Here is an 18,663-nt window from a genome sequence, read left to right on the forward strand (position 1 = left end):
AAATAAAATAGAAATTTGAAGGACTATTATTTAGGTTTCGCTCAAAGTTATACTGAAGTCAGCAAATCTCGCGCTAAAGCTAAATCTTCTTTGGTATTAATATCCTGCAGAGGTTCAACACATGCATCAGCAGCTATAATAGAGTATCCAGACCATAATACACGTAATTGTTCCAAAGCCTCATGCTTCTCTATGTCGCATACAGGCCAGCTAACATAATCTAATAAGAATGCCGCCCTATAAGCATATAGTCCTATATGTCTGTAAGTTTGAGCATAGGACTGAATATCATCTCTATGGGCAGGAATAGGGCTTCTAGAAAAATACAAAGCATGGTTATCGTGAGAGCGAACCACTTTAACTACATTAGGATTGTTTAACAGTTCTAAACTGGTAATAGGCCAGCATAAAGTAGACATGGGTGCAGTACTTTGCATCAAACATTGGGCGACCTGAGCAATCAATTGTGGTGCAATAAAAGGTTCATCCCCTTGTACATTGACAATAATATCGTCTGCAGCAAATGACCCTTTGGCTACAACTTCAGCAATTCTATCCGTCCCAGTTTGATGGGATGGTAAGGTCATAACCACTTGCGCGCCAAAATCTCTAGCATGATTTGCTATTAACTCATGATCAGTTGCAATGGTAATGGTCTGCGGTTGGGCCAATTGCGCTTGTCTGTACACACGTTCAATTACCGTCTGGCCATTTAAATCGTGCAGCAACTTACCTGGAAAACGTGTTGATTGATAGCGCGCAGGTATAATGACATGGACATTATTCATCATAATTTATCTTTCTCTTCTAAAGAAATTACTCGAGCTTCATGCTCCAACATCACAGGAATATCATCATGAATAGGAAATGCCAAGCGATCAAATCGGCAGATAAGTTCCTTTTTTTTCAACAGCAATTTCCCTTTGCATAAAGGGCAAACTAATATTTCCAACAGTCGCTTATCCACGCGAACCTCCTTGAGTTACTTGATTGCGTACATATATCGGTTGAGCTTCTGCCACTGATACGGGTTTTATGGCAGCATGTAATGCCAATCGTATCATAGCCGCAGCATTAGGATATAAATTTATTTTTTCACTTATTAAAGATTTGAGCGTTTCTGGAAAATCGTCCCAGTAATCATCAATACCAGTTCCTGCCAAAACCATAGGCTGTTGTTCGGGTAACAGAATCTCCCTTGCCCCATTAACTTTATCTTCTGAAGCTAATTTGCCTTTGGCGAAATAGCTCCAGTATAGCTCATGCATTCGTGCATCTAAAACTGCCAAAACCGGTAAGTTCATGTCATTTTTTAATTCCCGCGCAGACCATGCAACAGCCGCAAGGCTACTCACAGGAATCAACTGCAAATCATGGGCGTAGGCTAATCCTTTAGCAATACTGCATGCAATACGCAATCCAGTAAAACTTCCTGGACCACAACCAAAAATTATTCCATCCAATTGCTTCATTGTTGATAGGCCTACCTGCCTCATTAACTTATCAATCAGCGGTAATACTAATTGTGCATGAGTTTTTTGACTCCCTTGCTCTTCACAAGACAGCTTATCATCAACCATTAAGGCCACACTGGCCATTTCAGTTGAGGTATCAATCGCTAACAGTTTCATAATCTAAAGCCAATTCTCTAATAAATTTTAATACTTTTTGTTCGTCGCGGGTTTTGGGTAATTGCGGCAAGCTGGCCATAATCGCTTTTCCATAGTCTCTACCAGTCAAACGAGGGTCCGCTATCATCAAAACCCCTTTATCAGAAGCATCTCGAATTAACCGCCCGACTCCTTGCTTTAGAGCAATCACTGCATTAGGTAAAGACAATTCATCAAAGGCAGATACCCCTTTTTCCTTTAAATACGCCATTCGCCCACGAACCACGGGATCGACAGGGCTAGCAAAAGGTAACTTATCAATAATAACACAAGAAAGAGCCTCTCCTTTAACATCAACACCTTCCCAAAAAGTAGAGGTTCCTAATAATACAGCGTTTCCTAGCTGCCTAAATCGTGCTAAGAGTATAGGCTTTGCTTCTTCCCCTTGAATTAACAACGGATAGTTTAAAGTATTGCTCAGCATTTGAGCAACCTGTTTTAGAGCTTTATGACTAGTAAATAAGAAAAAGCAACGACCGCCAAAGGTCTCTATCACAGGGATGGCTTTTTCCAATAAGCATTCATAATAGCTGGAACTCTTAGGATCAGGCAGGCCACGCGGCAAATAAAGTAATGCTTGTTCTTGGAAATTAAATGGGCTAGGTAACAATAAAGTATTCACTTTCTCCAGCCCCAAAGGATTGCAGAAACAGTCAAAAGAGTCAGCCATGGTTAAGGTAGCCGAGGTAAAAACATAGGCGCAACTCTGCCGATTAAGCAGTCCCTTAAATAACTCAGCAACATCATAGGGGGTAGCATGAAATACTAAAGTATGTTTAAAACGCTCTAACCATAAAATGGTATCTTTACTAGGCTGACTAAAAGACAGCAAAGTTTTTTGCAACTCATCTAATCGCTCTTTACAACGCATAAGACCAGGAATTTCAGCAATGCCCTCATCGTCAAAACAGTGCAGTAACTCATCTTTCAAAGCCAGCCATTTATCCCAAACCGCCATAAACGTTTTATTACGTTTTATTTCATCCCAACTGATGCGATCTTCTCGCGACGGCAAAGCATTTAAAAGTTCCCCCATCAATTGTTCAAATTGATGGTTTAATACTTTTAAAGGTTGATTGGCTAAATCTAATATGGGCCACTCTTCAAAAATGTCTTCCAATAAATCATGAAATTGGCGGGTACCAATTCGCTCACCATTAAAATTGGTAGCGATTTCGGCAAGCTGATGTGCTTCGTCAAAGATAACCACATCAACTCCAGGCAATAGCTCTCCAAACCCCTCTTGTTTTAGGCGTGAGTCAGCAAAAAAAAGGTGGTGGTTTATCACGACTACATCAGATTCCATCGCTCGCTTACGTGCTTTAATTAAAAAGCACTCCTCATGATTAGGACACTCCCCCCCCAAACAATTATCCGTCGTAGAAGTTACATAATGCCAAACCTGCGAATCCTCGCTAATTTCAGGTAACTCCGAACGCTCTCCATTCTGCATTTGCGATAATTTATCCCGCACATGCAGTATTTCATGAGCACACTGAGGTGTTTGAAAGGTCCCCTCTTCTGCGTATAAATTTACCCTATAGTGACAAATATAATTGGCGCGCCCTTTTAAATTTTGAATGCGTACGGATAAACCCAAAGCTCTAACCAGAGCGGGTAAATCTTTTTGAAAAAGTTGATCTTGTAATGTTTTAGTTGCAGTAGAAATCAGCGTTTTTTTGCCGCTTAAAAGACAAGGAAGAAGATAGGCAAACGTTTTACCGGTGCCAGTACCTGCTTCAGCAACTAGAATAGTCTTATCAGTGATAGTCTGGGCGATGGCTACTGCTAAATCAGATTGAGGGGTTCGTGCTACAAATCCCGGTATGGCTGTAGAGAACCGTCCTTTTTCACTCAGAATTCGCCGACACGACTCGGCGAGCGATGTTATTTCGGCCACTCTTTTTGTAAATGTTGCAATTTGTCTTTAACGTCTTCCCAGTCTTTGGCGTCAGCAGGAGCATCTTTTTTAGCCGTAATGTTGGGCCAAGTTTTAGCAAGCTCAGCATTAAGTGATTTAAACTGTTGCTGCTCTGCTGTCAAATCATCTTCGGAAACAATAGCATTAACAGGACATTCAGGCTCGCAAAGAGCACAGTCAATGCATTCATCAGGATGAATCACCAAAAAATTAGGTCCCTCATAAAAACAATCAACGGGACACACTTCGACACAATCGGTGTACTTACACTTAATGCAACTTTCTGTAACTACAAAAGTCATACTAAACCTTTTAATTAACTAAAAAAATATAGGCTATTAAAGCATAAAATACCCTAATGAAGATAGTATTTAACATGAATTCAACATCAAAAATAATACACTTTTTGATGTCAAAATAGATTATTTATCCCTATTTACCACGCACACTAAAATCTAATCAATAGACTCAGGAAAGATATTCAACCGCTTAGTAACAAATAATTTCTTGTTGACCATAAAATAGACTTGTCACGACTGGTTCAGTGTGCTATTTTTATGCAAGTTTTTTTATTTAAACAAATTACTTTATTTTTTTACACTTTATTGCCCTGGAGCAAACAATGGCACTAGCATTACCCCAAATCATCGCATTCAGCAGCAAAAATAGAAAACTTATTGGATTAGTAAATCAATTCAATAAATTACCTGAAGATGATCACATCAAACGTCTTTTTCATTTACAAAAAATAAATTATGTCTTAAACACCATGCCTCAGAATATTGAGCTATATGATTGGATCAATAACCCTGGTGAGAAGGGTTGGTTTAGACATTTAGAAATGTATGGAATCAATCCTCACGCTTCTTTTTTTATGAAGGGATTACAATTTGCTCAAGCTGTATGTGCAAAAATTGAACCAGTAGAAATGGTGCGGCTAGATTCTAAATTTAAAGAGAAATTAGATGTAGATAATAATAAAGGTTATGAATACCCTCTCATGCAAGAGCGTGACCAGTTATTAAAAAATGAACAAAATGAGCAGTGGGAAGAGCTTTATATTGCTAACTGCTACCAGCTGGCCACCTATAGTGCTCGTGATCAAAGAATTCAAACCAGAATAAAACTTCATTCTGAAATAGTTGAAATGGCTAAGAAAAAAATTCACGAAGTCCAAGGAAAAGATACTTCGGCCCATACTGGTCCTACGCCTTCCTATCATACTAAAGTGTTAGGGGCGCATACCAATAATAATGCCAATTTTGAATTCAAGATGGGTGGATGGAAAGATCTTTTTGTTTTTAGAGTAGAAGATAGGGCTGAATTAGGGTTAGAACAAGACTTGCATTCTTTTGAAGTATCAAAATATTTCATAGAGGATTTCGCCGTATTCGTGATGCCATTTAAAACTCAAGAAAGTCCTATTGAACTCAAGCCAGTGGTGTTAAGTCAATTTGCTAACCAAGGCAGCTTAGCTGATCTGGCTAGTGCCTTACATAAACAAAAAGAAAGTATGTCGAACATAGGTCCAATAACAGCGGACTATTTTACGTTGCTTAGTCATTTTTGTCTCAAATTGATCGAAACAAAAACCTACCATCCTGATATCAAATTAACTAATTTTTTAGCCCATAATAACCTTATCCGTGTCAGCGATAGAAAAACCTTTGTGCGCGAAGAAGAGCCTTTAGTCAATACACTACGAGTTTCTCCTGAATATGCGCCCGATGAAATAATAAACTGTCTAAACGAAGATTGGACAGGCTACAACGCGACTCAAGGTCGTACTAAGGTTAATATGCCCGCCGTAATGGCCTACCAACTTGGTATGGCCTTAAAGGAGTTTTTAATTTTAACTCAATTAGGAGAGCATCCTGACGACTTTAGAAAACCAGAGCGCACAGCAATCTCCTATTTTACTTCAGCTACAAAAGAAACAAGGGAGACAAGAACGATAATGAATTTGTCATTACTTGTTCAAGAACTGACTCGCTCTGAACCAGAAAAAAGGTTATCGATTAGACAATTCCATGAGTTGCTTCATTTCCGTATGCAACCTAGTGAGAGCTTCTATCAAAAACTAGAGGAACTGTTGCCTTCAAAAAATATAGGAATTCAAGAAGACGTAGATGCCATAAACAACTTATTAAATGGTGATCTGGCTGACACAGAACTATTGACCCAAGCGAACCAGTTGTTTATCAAATTATTTACTCGTGACTCTATAGATCATCGCTTGACACGACTTGCTGAAAAGTTGGCGATAAAATGCTACAGAGGGTGTGCTGAATCGTTCTTTACAAAATCGATTGAAGCAGAACTGTTAAATAGGGATTGGCAAGAGGCTCCTTGGTATAGAAAATTCTTCCATATATTCTCTTTTGGTTTCTTCAGAGTTGAGAAAGTTACTCGTATTGAAGACATTAAAGACAGCATGGGAATAAATTTAGAAGGTGAAGAATTTCAAACCTATTTCTCACATCTGATGTTTCTTCCCCCATCTGAGCTAGAGAGCTTAGGTAGGTTAGAATCCATATACTTTAAAGATCTTATCAATGATAATCTGGATAAAATTGTGGTAAAAAATCCTGATTTACAAGATGTTGTCGTTTCTGATGACGAAGAGTGCGCGGAACAAAGAACATCCACTACTTCTCTTCCGAGAACAACTCTTACCTTGTCATTATCTTCTGACTCAGAAGAGGAAGAGGACGACGACGAAATATCAGCTACTATAAAGATCAATTATAATGCCACTGATAAACAAGAATTATCAGAAAACGAAAAAGAAAAAATAGAGGGGCCTTTGCCTTCTGGTACTACTGTAATTCACCACAAAGAAGCGGATAAGGAAGACGGCCCCTTACCGACAAGTACTACAGTAATTCACCACAATGCAGAAAATAAAAAAGAGAATCCCAAAAAGAGAGAAGGACTTGCAAGTCGTTTTAGTAAGCTTAACTTCTTTGGAGATACTCCTAGCTCAACGACACATGAACGAGTGCAAAGCTTTAAATCTACTCTTGAAAGAGGTGATGGCAGTGGAAAAGGGAAATCACCAAACAAGCTTGACCACAGAGTTCGTATTAAGGATATTAATTTTGAACCACCAATGCCAGATGAATTGGAAGAGGAATTAACATCAACACCTATGCTACAAGCATAATTATCCACCCAAGCCATTCACTTTTTTCTGTTAAAGAAAAAGTGAATGGCTTTTTTCTTGACCTACAACGCCATAACATCAATTGAATTACTCTTAATGACAAAAAATGTATTATTTTTTCACCAAGAGAGCAAACTCTGTCTATAGTTATAGATAAGTCTAATTAAATCATAGAGAATGACCAGTGGACGGTAGAATAAAAAAACTCACTTTTACTGAGCCTAGCCATAGAGTAACTCAAATTAATCTTTTGTTTATCCCTATGAATTTAAATCAAAAGTTGACTAGAATACCAATGTCTGAATCCAATAATTCCCAAAAAATTCAATTAGACGAGGCTATTACCTTAGGTAATAGATGTATGGGACTATGAAAAATTACTTTTTCATCAAACGGACTTAATGGAGCGATTATGCCAGTACATGAAAGACGTCAACATTTTCGGATTGATGATCATTTATACTTCGATTATCGAATTGTAAACCCAGGAGAGTTCTGTTCCGACATCGCACTAACTAATCAGTTGTTAGGCGAAAGTGGGCAACGATATATGGAAGCAGCGCAATACTTCCAAAACATAGATTACGAACTGGCGGAATTAACACAAGCATTAGGACTCAAAGAGCCTGCATTAGCTCATTATCTTAATCTGTTAAATGCCAAGATTGATTATTTATGTCGTCAAATGCTGATGACACGTAAAGTACAGCTGCGTAAAGTCAATATCAGCTTAGGTGGTATGGCCTTTAGAACAAGTGAACTTATAAAAGAAAAAACCACCTTAAAAATTGTTATTTATACTAAACCCAAGATGATCCCTATCATCGTCGATGCGACAGTAGTCTATAGCCAATATCAAGCAGAAACCCATTATCGCACTTCCGTTGCATTTGGTGGATTGACGAGTGAACAAGAGCAATTACTTTCTCAACATATTTTACAGGCGCAAGTAAAGAGTCGTGCAGATTAACGGGTACAGTAGCTTTGAATCTCTTTTTTCAGGATAATGTATTTCCCTGATAAAAAACTCTTTAGAAGCTCGCTGTGGAGAGCCGGTGTTAAGAGGAGTGGAAGAATAACCCCAAGGTGCACACAAGTGCATAAAAATTCGATCGCGGTGCTAAAAACGCAATTGCTCTCTGCAAGAAAGTGATGAAAGAGGCCTAAAATATGGATAAAACATGAGCAGAATTATATTTTGTTGTAAATTAAAAGAAGAAGCAGAAGGCATGAAAAAACCTCCTTTTCCGGGATCTCTAGGTGATAAAATATTTAATGAAGTTTCTCAAAAAGCCTGGAATATGTGGTTAACTCATCAAACCATGCTCATTAATGAATACAGGCTTAATCTACTGGAAGCCAACTCGCGCGAATTTTTAAAAGAGGAAATGCAGAAATACTTTTTTGGCGAAGGTTCTGAGAAACCATCTGGCTATAGGACGCAAGAATAAAGGAAGAATATATGTTTCACGAACTACTGCTCATTAATCCTGAAGTAGAAGAAGCAATCCATAACCGAAAACCTGTAGTTGTACTAGAATCTACAATTATTTCACATGGAATGCCTTACCCTGATAATTTATCTACAGCTATTCAGGTAGAAGCTATTGTTCGTGAACAAGGAGCCGTACCCGCTACTATTGCTCTTTACCAAGGCCAAATTCATATTGGCCTTAGTCAAAAAACTATGGAGCATCTTGCTGAAGACAAAGAAATAATGAAAGCATCGCGCCGCGATATTGCCTATGTTTTAAGTCGTCGAATGACTGCAAGCACTACTGTCGCCGCAACCATGTTCTGCGCACATCTGGCTAATTTACCCTTATTTGTAACTGGCGGCATCGGTGGAGTTCATCCCGAGGTGGGATCAAGCTTTGATATTTCTGCGGATCTTATGGAACTTGCCAATACACCAGTGACCGTAATTTGCTCTGGAGCTAAATCCATCTTGGATTTACCCAAAACATTGGAGGTTCTAGAAACACAAGGAGTACCTGTTATAGGCTATGCTACCAATGAATTTCCTGCATTCTATAGCCGTTCTAGCGGTATTCCTGTAATTCATCGCTTAGATAGTGTCAAAGAGGTAGCAAAGTTGATGACATACCAACGTATGTTACAAATGAATAATGGAATAGTCATAGCAAACCCGATTCCCGTGGAAGCAGAAATTTCAGACGATGAAATCATGCCCTTTATTCAGCAAGCCCATAAAGAAGCAAAAAATATTAATGGTCAAGCACTCACTCCATTTTTATTAAGAAGAATAGCGGAGTTAACTGCCGGAAGAAGCCTAGAAGCTAATATCGAATTGATTAAAAATAATGCTTTATTGGGCGCACAAATCGCAATTGCCTACCAAAAACAGCTATTTTCAAAAAAAATATAAACAAACACTTGACTCAAAGCTCATCTCGGAGTCTAATAGCAACCCTCGGGGCCAGATAGCTCAGTCGGTAGAGCAGAGGATTGAAAATCCTCGTGTCGGTGGTTCGATTCCGCCTCTGGCCACCATGTAAATCAATAGGTTACGTGGTGGTTCCCGAATTCACTAAAATTTCATGTAGACACAATGTAGGGCTATTTCTCATTTAATGGGGAAGCTTTAATCAACCGCAGAGCACCTTAACACACACTCTATAATTTTCAAAATTCCTAAATCCATAGTTTATTCATAGACATAAGAAACCCCGTCAATTGATTACTCAATTCGGCATACTGCAGTCCGGTTGAATCCATGCACCTTGAACATCAATTGACTTTCTATAGGTCTCTTTGAGGGATTAGAAAATCGAAGATACTTCAACTCCTAAACGTTGATAGTTCTTTATGAACCAGGAAAGCTTTTTAAAACTAACGAGTGAGTATTGATCCAGATTAAAAATAATGTCAAGAGTTACAAATTAAATAGTAATAAACGCTGTAAATAGGTCCATTGAGAAGAAAAAAAAGCTCTGTATACAACCGGTTGTCCCACCTGTCCCACCAATATAATTAGACCGTGGGACAAGTTTTACTCAGTATTTATGGGCATGTTCCACTTATCCCACCTTGTTTTGCCTTGCCAAATGAATACTATTGCTTGGATAACTGTTGATACATGGTGTATACTTTTAATATATACAATGTAGATACGTTAGGTGCACACATGACATTACATGCAAAAATTCAAAAATGGGGTAACGGCTTGGCCTTGCGCATAAGCGGTGCTATGCGTGAAATACCACATCTTAAAGAAGGAACTGAAGTGGATATTGAAGTCACTGAAGCAGGTTTTACTGTTACTAAATCCAAAAAGAGGAACCATTTTCCATTCAAAGAATCAGATCTTCTAAAAGGTTTATCAGCTCAGACTGCCCATGCAGATTTACTTGCCACGCTTGCGCCAAATGAGATTGAGCAATAATGGCTAAATCATACATACCTGAAAGAAATGATATTATTTGGCTAGACTTTGAACCAACAAAGGGGAAAGAAATTGGTAAATATCGCCCTGCTTTGGTCTTGTCTTCTAAAGAATACAATCGTGCAACTGGATTGATTATTTGCTGCCCTATAAGCACTAGTATTCGCGGAGGTACTACCGAAGTTCCAATCGATAATCTTGACGAACCTTCTGTTGTTGCTGCCAGTTTGATTCAAACGCTATCCTGGAACGATCGCAAAGCAAAATTTATTGTTGAAGCCGAACCTTTAGTAATGGAAGAGGTGTTATATAGAATTATTCCCTTGATCGGTGCTGATAGGCTTTTTCAAGAACCTGAGTAAGCACCGTTTTTAGGTGTTCATTGTTTGCGAATAACGAACACCCATTAAATCCCATATTCCTTTAAACTACTTCATCTACGGTTTCTAAATTTCCTGCCATCTGTCGAATCAAATAATCATCTGTTTTCGTAATCGCTCAACATCCCGCATAATATAACATCATGAGTCATTTTATGATTGAGTAATCGCTTTACAAATCAAGGCTCTCTGCTGTAGTAGCAAAGGTTCTTCTTAAGTCATGAACAGTAAAGGTCACTCCTGATAATTCAGCTACTTTTAACATGGCTTTTCTGAGTAAAAGTAATAAACTTTAAGCAAAGCATCACGTTTCACGGTCATCTAATAAAATATTCTAATCACTCTTTTGTGTGGGTATAGGCGCTAAAAAAAGAGTTTAGCCACCTTACTCCACAAAGAGCTAAAACCGTTTTTCTCACTGAGCCATCCTCAAGATTAACAGAATATCTTCTCATTGATGAGAGAGGTAGGAAGCACTTGGAGCTTAATCTACTTTCCACTGAGGGATACTCTGACAAAAAAGCGGCCATAAGGTATTTGTTACAAATGCAAAAAATAAGGACAGATATGCATCAAAATATACGTTAACAGCCAAATTGGCTAAGGTTGAGAAAATCTTCTCGTCTAATAATGTCGCAAGTATCTTCTTTGGAGAAGTATACTATGACCGCATCTCCACACCGTAAGTTACGCAACAGCTGCTTTTTCTTCATCTGAATATCGATTTCATACTCCCCATAATCGGTACCTTGGCGGGTAATGATATCAATAATTAAATTTTCTAAGGCTTCTTCGCTTAGTAACGTGTGATCAATTTTAATCATGTTGTGCCTTAGGGATGTCATTATTCATAGTTTGTAGACTATGCAGTTTTTTTATCTCAAGCATCATCCTTTGCATTCAGTTTTTAATTCAGGCATTTCTATTTCAATTATGAGTTTATATAGAAGGATTTATTTATTCAATATAATGATCATTAGGGATTGCTCCCCTACCCTAATAAATCAACAGAAACACCTTATGTAAACTGTATGGGGCTCTTTATATTAAGGTAGGAAATTTACCGGCTGCAGCCTACACTACTAAAAAGTTATAGGCATGCCGCGGGCAATTTCGTACCTTCCAACAACAAACCGCTAACAAATATCCATCTAATCTTCCAATAATTTTTGTCTTGTGTTGAAAAAACAACAAAATCCGCTTGTTAATGGTTCCTTAAGGTTACTTTTTTATAATGAAGCTCGCAAATTACACATATTATTTTTAGGTTGTACAGAATAATTTAATTATAAGGATTATTAATCCATGACTCGTATCCACCTATTACAATTAATCGACATCTGTAGTCAAATTAAAAGTTATATTGAGAATATAAACGTAGAGTCTGAATCAAATCTAGAACTTAAAAACATCTCTCAAAGCTTAGATAACCAAATAAAAAACCTTTATAGCTTGCAAGTAATGGCTACTCGAAAAATTCTCAATGGAGAAAATATTATCGAACCTCGCTGCAAGGAGAGACTTAATGAAGCAACAAATAAAACGTCTCAAATACTTCAGGAAATATCGGATCTTATTCAACGGATTAAAACTGTTGCTACGACGAGAAGTGTTAGAACAAGTGCTCCTGATGGTTTTCTCAGCCAACCTAAGGAATTAAGCGTTGAAACTTTATTTAGTGACTTTATAAAGAATATTAATGAAACATATAAGATGATTGATTTAGAAGACCCCAACTTAGCTGAGAATTGTCAAATAGATTATTTAGTATATACACAAGAGCTATTTCAAAAATCTCCAGAGCAATTTGCAACATTCAAAAATGATCCACTTTCTACGGAGCAAAAAACTAAAATAATCGACTATTTTTACAAATTTAGGTACGCCATGTTAAAAAACAAGGAGCCGCTAATTAATTTTAACGGGAGAAAATCCGTCGGAGTGATTGCACTGCACGTGCTATATGGACAATTCGGCTTTGATCACTTTAATAATTTTTCGGAAGCACAAAAAAATGAATTAATCCGAGAGTGTGATAATTTACCGTCCTCTCCAATTAACTTAGGTGAAAAAATATCTTTTGAAGAGTTCTTTGCTGCTTTTTATAATCCTGAAATAAAAGCTAATGAGTTTGGAATTGACATTAATGATCACACACAAATTTATGCCACAAAATTATTAATTAGTGCTGTCTTGACTTCAGGTATCGAAGTAAAAAATGATAACTATATGGATAGTACATTTAATCGTTCTACTAACCCTTACAAAGTATCAACACAAAGATACCGTGATTTTCTTTGTGAGGTAAATGAAAAAGGCGATTACCTCATCAAAGTCAGACATAAATTACTTCTAGATAATGACCCCATTCAAAAACATGATCTTAATAAGATGTCATCATCCCCTCTCGATCTCCTCTTGGCCCATACTTATTTTCAAACGGGAGTATGGGGGACAATGACATCCCATGATCCAATAACAAAGCAAAAGATCACAAAAGAGTTGTGGCAAAATAGAGAAGAACATAGACAATTAATCAATAAAGAACTAACTCGCTTATATAACGATCCCAAAACTAATCTTGTAATAGCGGCATTAGGTATCGCTCTACATGAAGCAAAGGCAAATATACTATTTTCAGGGAGCAATCTCCATTGTGGTTCATTAGGCAGAGAACGTGGGAAAGGAGCTGGAACTGCTGGATTCTATGACAGCTTAAATAAAGTTATTATTTCTAATTCAATTATTAATTCCTACAACAATAATATAGATTCAACTCATATAGGAACACTTATTCATGAAGGATTACACTTCCTATTTGACCATATTCTCAAAAGAGAATCATCGCCTGTAATAGCAGGAAGTGAGGAAGAAAGAGAATTAGATAGAGCAATAATAGAGGATCAAAAATATCGAAAAACTTTAGATGAGAATACATTAACAAGTAGTGAACGTTCTGTATGGACTACTGTAGTACACCACTTAGAAAAAGAACCTTCTTATAAGCTTGATTCCACTAATATTGATAATTGCATTTATAAGACGGGTCACACCATGCGTGTAGAAATCATTGTTCGCCCGATGGAGCAAATTGCATTTGGTATATCAGAAAATGCTATCAAAAAAGTTATGCCTACTGTTTACAGATTTTATAAAGAAAAATGCGTTCCCCTTTTGGAGCAATATGTAAACTCAAATCAGTTGAAAGAAAAAGGTAGAGAGCAACACATCGAGCGTGAACAACAACTGCGTGAACAACAACTGCGTGAACAACAACTGCGTGAACAACAACTACGTGAACAACAACTGCGTGAACAACAACTGCGTGAACAACAACTGCGTGAACAACAACTGCGTGAACAACAACTGCGTGAACAACAACTGCGTGAACAACAGCTGCGTGAACAACAACTGCGCGAACAACAACTGCGCGAACAACAGCTACGTGAACAACAACTGCGCGAACAACAACTGCGCGAACAACAACTGCACGAACAACAACTGCGCGAACAACAACTGCGCGAACAACAACTGAGTGAACAACAACTACGTGAACAACAACTACGTGAACAACAACTACGTGAACAACAACTACGTGAACAACAACTACGTGAACAACAACTGAGTGAACAATTGCACAAACAGCATCGTAAAATATTTATAAGTTCAACGGAACTGAAGATCAACAACATACTGGACGAACTATCACGAAAAATTGGCGATATTGATCAGCATCATTTTAAAGAAGCTCTCGTTACCTCCGAGCGATTATTAAATGCATTGCAAGAAGCCAAGATCAACTACTTAATTGAGCTTAATAATTTGGACATGAATATTACAAATGTAAATAAAGGGTTTGAAAATACATGTAAAGCCTTGATCGATAAAGCAAGACCGATGTTGGAAAGGGATTTGGACTGGGGGACTTATCTAACCAATCTATTAAAAGTAATTGCTAATGCAATTATTTGGGTAGCCTCCTTTGGACAGGCTAACAGCTTCTTCAAGCAAGAGCGGTCTGAATCAATTAAAATAGTTGAAGCAGTAGAACAAGAGTTAAAACTTTAGAGAGGAGGTGTAATAAACCAGGTGATTACACTTCCAATCCCTTTTATTCGCTAACACCTCTTTGGTTCTTAGACTAATGAGATCTCGCTCAACTTCGGCAAAGAGTGAAAACAGGATAATCATCACTTTTGATGTCATATCATGTTACCTCCTGTCTAAGTTCTGCTTAATGACAATCACACGCACTTGTTTTTTGATTAACTCATTAACTAAGCCTATGACCTCCCCTGTGCTTCGACCCAATCGACTTAGTTCGGTGACAATTAGTGTGTCGGCATCGTCTAATGTTATTTCTATTGACTCCACTTTGGTTTCATTTGATTGAGCTAAAAAGAGAACCGTTTCATTACGTACGCATTGAAAAAGAAACGCGCTACTATGCAAAGATGGATGGTATCTTTCATTGGATGCAACATTTTTTGGATACCTCCTCTGTGTTATTTCTTAATGAGAGCCTCAATGGGGAATGAGGGAAAAAAGTATGAGTAATTCGGACAGCTGTTTCTTGCTCTTCAGTGGATAAATTTGTATAAGCTTCTTCAAGCCCAAATGAGCGTATTGGGGACTTATTATTATTGCAATATGTTTTCATTAAAAACAGACAAAGCAAGATGCAATTAAATGGGCATTCATTAACATCGGCCGTGTAAATTAGAATAGTTAAAATAAGGTTATGATCAAGTTTGTATAAGTTGCTCGTGTTTTGCCTATGTCCCTGTAATAAAGTAGCTCCAGCTTGTTTGAAAAGAGCTATTTTTCGCAAATAGCTCTTTTCATTTTGATTGTAAATTCCACACAATTTTATTTGTTCTTCATTTTCTATTCCAGTATTCATCAATACCGCTTGATGAATGGTTTTATTTGCTCTTAATAAATCAAGACAGTCTTCATTCAGATGATTGAAACTTAAATTCAACTGTTTGATATTGGGGAATTTACTGCTTAGGGCTTCCATTAAAATAATAAGTCCCTCTTTAGTAATCGGATTTTTTGATAAATTGAGACCTTTTAAAAAGGGATAATGCATTAACTGTTCTGTAATTGATTTTAAATCTTGATTAGTAATTTCCTGATTGTACAAGTTAAGAATATTTGCTTTAGAAATATGAGCTGCAAGCGCTTTGCTTTCGATCGCCATGGTTGGAATTCCTTTAGTCAATTTTTCGACTGTTAATATTATCTTAATATTGATCATATAGCATAATAAATATACTAAGTGATTTTAGATAATATGGCTATGATTATTTAATTTTACCATGAATAACTCATTTTTCTGACCAAGAGGTGCACCATGTTCAATAAACTTTTCAAAACAAAGCCTCATGTAAAAAATGTTAATTTCTCAATTGGTGAATTAATTGGGGCACTGAATCAACGGTGTTCTGCTAGTCATGGTCAACAACAGCAAGAGACTATCCATGATCCGGAAAATATGCTGCGAGAACACATTAATACTTATAATCAATTAAAGAACCTGAATATAGATACAGCAAAAGAAAACTATAGCCTCACAAACATTTGTATTGATCTCTATAGAAATAAGCCTGAAATCAAGATTTATAAAAATAAAAAGCAAATCGCTTTATTGGGAGGCATTATAGCGGAACAAACGGAAGGTCAATTAAGGTGGTTGCAAGAAACCATGGAGTCATTGGCAGGAGAAAAACCAATACAGGGCGAATATTTTTCATACCTTGCAGGGCAAAATGTCACTAACAGCGGGGGAAATATGGTTGAATTACTTTGTAAATCCGCGAATGTCAACTGGATTCCCCAATTTTCAACTAAAGATAAATCAGCAACAATCAGTGCTGATGAAAACGGAATTAACTATTTTATTAAAATACCGATTCGGTCTATTAAAAATTTTCACAACATTGAAACACCGGTTATAGCTAATCTTGACTCACCTATAGGATATGTCTCTATTCACCTACAAGTATCTATGGATAAACAGAATCAACCCTGCCACCGTATTACCTACAGCCTTGAATCCAATAATGAAGAGTTTAGGAAAAAAATAGTGCAACCTTTATATGATGATCTTCAGAAAGCATATAAACATGGGATGAAAACGAAAGAAATAGAAACATTAGAAAGTGATGTTACTTCTTCAAAAAAACTGCAATAACGAGCCTGTATTAGCGAAGTGTAATAGGCCTGATGGGTATAGGTAGACCCTGTTTTCGATCAACATTAGGAGGTTCGGTCGGGAGCCTGACGCAAAGAACCAGTTGATGTTTGAAATTCACATCACTTGGTAACCTGTTAGTCTGCATCTGATCAATCGCTAAAGATGCTTAATTATACATAATGTCAATTTACCGATGTCTCTTTAACGTGTATCAGTCGATAAATTAGTATTGCCGCGCGCTGCGTCTGAATGGGTAACGAATCAATATTCAGTGTTTCTTTTGTTGAATGAGCCCCTGTCCCTAACGCACCCAATCCTGCCAAATCGGCAGATACTATAGATGCTATATGAGAAATATCACCAGCACCGCGAACTCCTGGATCAAGAGGCTTAATTGCCCCATATTCTAAATCGTTACTTACACGACTATACTTTTTCAATAGCTCTAAATTACTAGAACTGGGCGGCATGGCAGGAATTCCATCTTGAAAATTAATTGAGGCAGTAGTGCCAGGTAAATGTTTTTTCACGATTGCTATAATTCGCTTCTCTGCATCTAATTTTTGATGAACAGTTAAAAACCGTAAGTCTCCTTTTGTCATCGCGGTTCTGGCAATGACATTACCTTTCCCGAAAGCCGAACCTTGCGACTTACTTTTGTCATAACTAATAGTCGTTCCCCCAAAAATAAGTCCCGGACTAAAAGATAAATATTTTTCTTCTGAAAGTTGTGTGAGCATGGTGTTAAGGATGCGTGTTAACTCAAAAATAGCTCCGTAGCCAGCTGATTTCTGAAAAATTTCGGAAGAATGAGCCTCATTTCCTTGCGTTTCAAGCATCCAATTAGTAATACCTCTACGAGCAATGGTTGCTGTGTCAGAAGTAATAGCCCACTCAAAATCTAAAGCAATATCACTCTTCCGCGCAGCCTCAAATAATGGTTTTCTTGAAATGGATGTTGGTTTTCCAGAGTCTTCTTCATCGCCAGTTAACACAACAGTAATGGTAGCATTATCGAGAGCATGAGCAGCTTGCAACGCTTTTAATGCATAGAGAATAACAAGATCTCCTCCTTTATCATCAATTACACCAGGCCCTGTGGCAATATTTCCATGTCGCTCAAATTTTTGAAACAGACTATCCTTTGGGAAAACTGTATCTAAGTGACCTATGAGCAGTAGTCTCTTCCCAGTTGTACCTTTGCGCTCTATAATCAAGGATCCTGCTCGATGCATATTAGCAGGTTCTTCTACCCATCGCGTTTTAAATCCTAGTTGTTCAAATTGCGATCGTAAAATTTCTCCAACCAGGTGAACCCCGTCAATATTAGCAGTACCACTATTAATATTGACTAATTTTTCTAATAAAGAAAGCTGTTCATCTTTTTGTTGAGTTATATATTTACTAATTTGTTTTTCTACAGCAGATAGTGAAGCTGCTTGGGTTGTTGAAAAAAATAGCATTCCAGCTATTGAAAATAATATGAATTGCAGCCTGGTTATCATCATAAGCCTTATGAAATCGAGCCAACTTCCAAACAATAATAACATCAATTTGTCGTCGCTTTGCTTGATTGATTAATTTTGTCCGTTTCGGACGGTCTTTAGCTCCTGACCCAATTTCAGTAATTTCACTTTCAATAGGCCAATCCCGAGCTTTGGCATATTTTTTCATAGCCTCAAATTTGCATGTCCAATGTGTGTTGGTCATGCGTTGAAAAACCGGCATAAACTCCTGCCTTCATACTAGGCCAAAAATACCTGAGATTGGTCTGTCGGAAGCCCTTTAAATATAAGGTTCTAAAATCTTGATTTTATCATGGCCATAAACCAGTGTTTTCAGCCGCATTAAAGATAACCAAACTTCAATATGACTGCAATACATGAAACTGCCTATCCCAGGTTAAAACCACATCCCA

18 protein-coding genes, 1 tRNA gene and 1 pseudogene are annotated in these 18,663 nt (G+C 37.5%); 9 read left to right on the forward strand and 11 right to left on the reverse strand.

Annotation, left to right across the window (positions count from 1 at the left end; translation table 11 throughout):
- Window positions 1–47: 47 nt before the first annotated feature.
- From kdsB to fdxA, 5 genes are read right to left on the reverse strand one after another with little or no spacing between them, the layout of a single operon-like run.
- Window positions 48–791: a 3-deoxy-manno-octulosonate cytidylyltransferase gene (kdsB, locus tag LFA_RS09675; RefSeq protein ID WP_045096007.1), complete on the reverse strand. Its 744-nt coding sequence runs from the start codon at window positions 789–791 to the stop codon at window positions 48–50.
- The gene (locus LFA_RS09680) at window positions 788–967 is read right to left on the reverse strand and encodes a Trm112 family protein (protein ID WP_045096008.1); all 180 of its coding nucleotides are present in this window, start codon (window positions 965–967) and stop codon (window positions 788–790) included. The genes kdsB and LFA_RS09680 overlap by 4 nt, the downstream gene beginning before the upstream one ends.
- Window positions 960–1,634: a tRNA (adenosine(37)-N6)-threonylcarbamoyltransferase complex dimerization subunit type 1 TsaB gene (gene tsaB, locus LFA_RS09685; protein WP_231865931.1), complete on the reverse strand. Its 675-nt coding sequence runs from the start codon at window positions 1,632–1,634 to the stop codon at window positions 960–962. The genes LFA_RS09680 and tsaB overlap by 8 nt, the downstream gene beginning before the upstream one ends.
- Window positions 1,612–3,570 carry an ATP-dependent DNA helicase gene (locus tag LFA_RS09690; protein WP_045096010.1) on the reverse strand — a complete coding sequence of 653 codons (1,959 nt, stop codon included), beginning with the start codon at window positions 3,568–3,570 and terminating at the stop codon, window positions 1,612–1,614. The genes tsaB and LFA_RS09690 overlap by 23 nt, the downstream gene beginning before the upstream one ends.
- Window positions 3,558–3,893, reverse strand: a complete 336-nt coding sequence (fdxA, locus tag LFA_RS09695) for a ferredoxin FdxA (RefSeq protein ID WP_045096011.1) — start codon at window positions 3,891–3,893, stop codon at window positions 3,558–3,560. Before fdxA ends, LFA_RS09690 begins: the two co-directional genes overlap by 13 nt.
- A gap of 320 nt (window positions 3,894–4,213) precedes the next feature.
- On the opposite strand from fdxA, the gene LFA_RS09700 reads away from it, so the two are divergent.
- From LFA_RS09700 to LFA_RS09735, 7 genes are all read left to right on the forward strand, one after another.
- Complete coding sequence (locus LFA_RS09700) at window positions 4,214–6,757, forward strand: hypothetical protein (protein ID WP_052673931.1); 2,544 nt, start codon at window positions 4,214–4,216, stop codon at window positions 6,755–6,757.
- 412 nt (window positions 6,758–7,169) lie between these two features.
- Window positions 7,170–7,727: a PilZ domain-containing protein gene (locus LFA_RS09710; protein ID WP_045096013.1), complete on the forward strand. Its 558-nt coding sequence runs from the start codon at window positions 7,170–7,172 to the stop codon at window positions 7,725–7,727.
- A 211-nt stretch (window positions 7,728–7,938) separates the two neighbouring features.
- Window positions 7,939–8,208, forward strand: coding sequence for an oxidative damage protection protein (locus LFA_RS09715; RefSeq protein ID WP_045096014.1), 270 nt, complete (start codon window positions 7,939–7,941; stop codon window positions 8,206–8,208).
- A gap of 11 nt (window positions 8,209–8,219) precedes the next feature.
- Window positions 8,220–9,146, forward strand: coding sequence for a pseudouridine-5'-phosphate glycosidase (locus LFA_RS09720; protein ID WP_045096015.1), 927 nt, complete (start codon window positions 8,220–8,222; stop codon window positions 9,144–9,146).
- 49 nt (window positions 9,147–9,195) lie between these two features.
- Window positions 9,196–9,271 (forward strand) — tRNA-Phe (locus tag LFA_RS09725).
- A gap of 634 nt (window positions 9,272–9,905) precedes the next feature.
- Window positions 9,906–10,163, forward strand: a complete 258-nt coding sequence (locus LFA_RS09730; protein ID WP_045096016.1) for an AbrB/MazE/SpoVT family DNA-binding domain-containing protein — start codon at window positions 9,906–9,908, stop codon at window positions 10,161–10,163.
- Complete coding sequence (locus LFA_RS09735) at window positions 10,163–10,525, forward strand: type II toxin-antitoxin system PemK/MazF family toxin (protein WP_045096017.1); 363 nt, start codon at window positions 10,163–10,165, stop codon at window positions 10,523–10,525. The genes LFA_RS09730 and LFA_RS09735 overlap by 1 nt, the downstream gene beginning before the upstream one ends.
- A 108-nt stretch (window positions 10,526–10,633) precedes the next feature.
- Here LFA_RS09735 and LFA_RS20620 read toward each other — a convergent pair.
- Together LFA_RS20620 and LFA_RS09740 are read right to left on the reverse strand one after the other, a co-directional pair.
- Window positions 10,634–10,817 (reverse strand): annotated as a pseudogene (locus LFA_RS20620) (integrase); the annotation flags it as partial.
- Between the two features lie 310 nt (window positions 10,818–11,127).
- The gene (locus LFA_RS09740) at window positions 11,128–11,367 is read right to left on the reverse strand and encodes a YheU family protein (RefSeq protein ID WP_045096018.1); all 240 of its coding nucleotides are present in this window, start codon (window positions 11,365–11,367) and stop codon (window positions 11,128–11,130) included.
- A 481-nt stretch (window positions 11,368–11,848) separates the two neighbouring features.
- Between LFA_RS09740 and LFA_RS09745 the strand changes: the two genes are divergently transcribed.
- The gene (locus tag LFA_RS09745; RefSeq protein ID WP_045096019.1) at window positions 11,849–14,611 is read left to right on the forward strand and encodes a coiled-coil domain-containing protein; all 2,763 of its coding nucleotides are present in this window, start codon (window positions 11,849–11,851) and stop codon (window positions 14,609–14,611) included.
- Window positions 14,612–14,755: 144 nt separating this feature from the next.
- Here LFA_RS09745 and LFA_RS20330 read toward each other — a convergent pair whose 3' ends face one another.
- Entirely contained in the window at window positions 14,756–14,917 is a 162-nt protein-coding gene (locus tag LFA_RS20330) for a recombinase family protein (RefSeq protein WP_231865932.1), read from the reverse strand.
- 94 nt (window positions 14,918–15,011) lie between these two features.
- Window positions 15,012–15,749: a hypothetical protein gene (locus tag LFA_RS09755; protein WP_045096020.1), complete on the reverse strand. Its 738-nt coding sequence runs from the start codon at window positions 15,747–15,749 to the stop codon at window positions 15,012–15,014.
- 153 nt (window positions 15,750–15,902) lie between these two features.
- Here LFA_RS09755 and LFA_RS09760 point away from each other — a divergent pair, with 153 nt between their 5' ends.
- Complete coding sequence (locus LFA_RS09760) at window positions 15,903–16,742, forward strand: hypothetical protein (RefSeq protein ID WP_045096021.1); 840 nt, start codon at window positions 15,903–15,905, stop codon at window positions 16,740–16,742.
- 185 nt (window positions 16,743–16,927) lie between these two features.
- Here the strand turns inward: LFA_RS09760 and LFA_RS09765 are convergent, their stop codons facing one another.
- Both LFA_RS09765 and LFA_RS09770 read right to left on the reverse strand, forming a co-directional pair.
- Window positions 16,928–18,208 (reverse strand): M20/M25/M40 family metallo-hydrolase, encoded by a 1,281-nt coding sequence (locus tag LFA_RS09765; protein ID WP_045096022.1) that lies wholly within the window; start codon window positions 18,206–18,208, stop codon window positions 16,928–16,930.
- Window positions 18,150–18,473, reverse strand: a complete 324-nt coding sequence (locus tag LFA_RS09770; protein ID WP_045096023.1) for a recombinase family protein — start codon at window positions 18,471–18,473, stop codon at window positions 18,150–18,152. Before LFA_RS09770 ends, LFA_RS09765 begins: the two co-directional genes overlap by 59 nt.
- Between the last annotated feature and the right edge of the window lie 190 nt (window positions 18,474–18,663).

The organism is Legionella fallonii LLAP-10 (genome assembly GCF_000953135.1).
Taxonomy (GTDB): Bacteria; Pseudomonadota; Gammaproteobacteria; order Legionellales; family Legionellaceae; genus Legionella; species Legionella fallonii.

Excerpts from the sequence above, each read along its gene's own strand:
- LFA_RS09760 (WP_045096021.1), top strand. The coding sequence starts at position 15,903 with ATGTTCAATAAACTTTTCAAAACAAAGCCTCATGTAAAAAATGTTAAT.
- kdsB (WP_045096007.1), bottom strand. The coding sequence starts at position 791 with ATGATGAATAATGTCCATGTCATTATACCTGCGCGCTATCAATCAACA.
- fdxA (WP_045096011.1), bottom strand. The coding sequence starts at position 3,893 with ATGACTTTTGTAGTTACAGAAAGTTGCATTAAGTGTAAGTACACCGAT.
- LFA_RS09720 (WP_045096015.1), top strand. The coding sequence starts at position 8,220 with ATGTTTCACGAACTACTGCTCATTAATCCTGAAGTAGAAGAAGCAATC.
- LFA_RS09710 (WP_045096013.1), top strand. The coding sequence starts at position 7,170 with ATGCCAGTACATGAAAGACGTCAACATTTTCGGATTGATGATCATTTA.
- LFA_RS09715 (WP_045096014.1), top strand. The coding sequence starts at position 7,939 with ATGAGCAGAATTATATTTTGTTGTAAATTAAAAGAAGAAGCAGAAGGC.
- LFA_RS09730 (WP_045096016.1), top strand. The coding sequence starts at position 9,906 with ATGACATTACATGCAAAAATTCAAAAATGGGGTAACGGCTTGGCCTTG.
- LFA_RS09740 (WP_045096018.1), bottom strand. The coding sequence starts at position 11,367 with ATGATTAAAATTGATCACACGTTACTAAGCGAAGAAGCCTTAGAAAAT.
- LFA_RS09700 (WP_052673931.1), top strand. The coding sequence starts at position 4,214 with ATGGCACTAGCATTACCCCAAATCATCGCATTCAGCAGCAAAAATAGA.
- LFA_RS09765 (WP_045096022.1), bottom strand. The coding sequence starts at position 18,208 with ATGCTATTTTTTTCAACAACCCAAGCAGCTTCACTATCTGCTGTAGAA.
- LFA_RS09735 (WP_045096017.1), top strand. The coding sequence starts at position 10,163 with ATGGCTAAATCATACATACCTGAAAGAAATGATATTATTTGGCTAGAC.
- LFA_RS09745 (WP_045096019.1), top strand. The coding sequence starts at position 11,849 with ATGACTCGTATCCACCTATTACAATTAATCGACATCTGTAGTCAAATT.
- LFA_RS09755 (WP_045096020.1), bottom strand. The coding sequence starts at position 15,749 with ATGGCGATCGAAAGCAAAGCGCTTGCAGCTCATATTTCTAAAGCAAAT.
- LFA_RS09770 (WP_045096023.1), bottom strand. The coding sequence starts at position 18,473 with ATGCCGGTTTTTCAACGCATGACCAACACACATTGGACATGCAAATTT.